The 1,772-nt window shown below is 62.0% G+C and carries 1 protein-coding gene and 1 pseudogene; one reads left to right on the forward strand and one right to left on the reverse strand.

The features are described 5' to 3' along the window. On the reverse strand, positions 1-783 hold a 783-nt coding region (locus VN004_RS06190), incomplete at its 3' end, for a recombinase family protein (RefSeq protein ID WP_325608054.1). A 74-nt stretch (positions 784-857) separates the two neighbouring features. Between VN004_RS06190 and VN004_RS06195 the strand changes: the two are divergent. Next, positions 858-1,703 (forward strand): annotated as a pseudogene (locus VN004_RS06195) (terminase large subunit domain-containing protein); the annotation flags it as partial. Between the last annotated feature and the right edge of the window lie 69 nt (positions 1,704-1,772).

Below are 1,772 nucleotides of genomic sequence, written 5' to 3' on the forward strand. Positions count from 1 at the left end.
CGGTTGATACGTACCGATGACGATTTCGTTTTTGAGGAGTAGTTGTACCTGGGCTTCTTTCCAGCGTTGGTCCACATTCGTTCTGGAACGAAGCACAGGGAAGCCTTCAGTATTCAGCATTCGCGCAATCGACCATGCGCCAACACCATTGTCGGCCAACTCGAAAATTCGCCTGATTGCATTGGCTTTGTCGTTCAGCGAAAAGTCATAATCCGCTGTGCCATCGATGCGTTTTTGGTCGATCCAGCCGACAAGATGGTGATTGTATCGAGGCTTTCCGGCGAGCGCGTCTTGCTTGCGCTTCCTAATCACGTCCTTGATGCGCTTGGATTTTTCAGCAGATTCGTTATTGGCACGGCTCATGTAGGTGAGCGAGATAATGAGTTGCGTAAAGTCCTTGTCTCGATGGTATTCCATTCCATCAATAAGCGTAACGATGGTAATGCCGGCTTGCAGGATTTCTAGGAATTGTGCTTGTGCGGTAAGCACGTCTTCGCGGGAAAGACGGTCCAGTGATTCAACGAGCAGGTAAGAACCGACTGGAATTTGCCCGTCTTTCACAAGCCGCAAGAAATTGCCGAGTGCGCCGAATTTTACGTGATGACCGTGAAAACCTGACTTACCAATATCGGCTAGTTTCTCGTCCAGTTCCAATCCATGTTTGTCAGCATACTCTTGTGCCGCTGCGATCTGACGCGCAATGCCTCGTCCCTCTATCTGCGCTTTAGATGAAATACGGACGTATGAATACGCCTTAGTCTTCTGATCCATTTTTCCGGCCATTGCTTTTTATCCAATGCTTACAGCGGCATACCACGCTGCGGGTTAACAAAGCGCACTTGCATGAAATCCCTAAGTGCAGCGAGCTCGGGAAATGGAAACACGCGCAGGAGACCTGGGACATGCTGCAATTCGGCCTGCGCCTCGGCGAGGACCCGCGCGTGCTGGTGACGACGACGCCGAGGCCGGTGCCGCTTTTGCGGGCGCTGGCCGGCGACGGGCGAACGGCGGTGCGGCGCATCGCGACCTCCGATAATGCCAGGAATCTTTCGCCCGGCTTCATCGCGGCGATGGCGGACCGCTACGGCGGCACGCGGCTGGGACGGCAGGAGCTGGACGGCGAGCTGATCGCCGACCGCGAGGACGCGCTGTGGGCGCGTTCGCGGCTGGAGGCGATCCGGCTGAAGGCGCCGGGGCCGCTTTCGCGCATCGTCGTGGCGGTCGATCCGCCGGCGACGGCATCCGCTGCTTCCGTCTGCGGCATCGTCGTCGCGGGGCTGGACGGCGCGGGGCGTGCGGTGGTGCTGGCCGACTGCTCGGTGACGGGGGCGAGCCCCGCCGGCTGGGCGGGCGCGGTGGTGCGCGCCTTCCGGCGGTTCGACGCCGACCGGGTAGTGGCCGAGGTGAACCAGGGCGGCGACATGGTGACGGCGATGCTGAAAAGCGTGGACGCGGCCCTGCCGGTCTCGACCGTGCGGGCGACGCGCGGGAAATTCCTGCGCGCCGAGCCGGTGGCCGCGCTCTACGAGCAGGGGCGGGTCGCCCATGCCGGCGCCTTCGCGGAACTGGAGGACCAGATGTGCGATTTCGGCCCGGACGGGCTTTCCGCCGGCCGCTCGCCGGACCGGCTCGACGCGCTCGTCTGGGCGCTGACGGCGCTGGTGCTCGACCGGCTGGGCGAGCCGCGGGTGCGGGGGATCTGACGATGGGCATCGACCGCAGGGCCTTCTTCGGCGCCGTGCGCGGGCCGCTCTACGGCGGGCGTCTGTCGC

This window comes from Pseudorhodoplanes sp. (assembly GCF_035565855.1).
Taxonomy (GTDB): domain Bacteria; phylum Pseudomonadota; class Alphaproteobacteria; order Rhizobiales; family Xanthobacteraceae; genus Pseudorhodoplanes.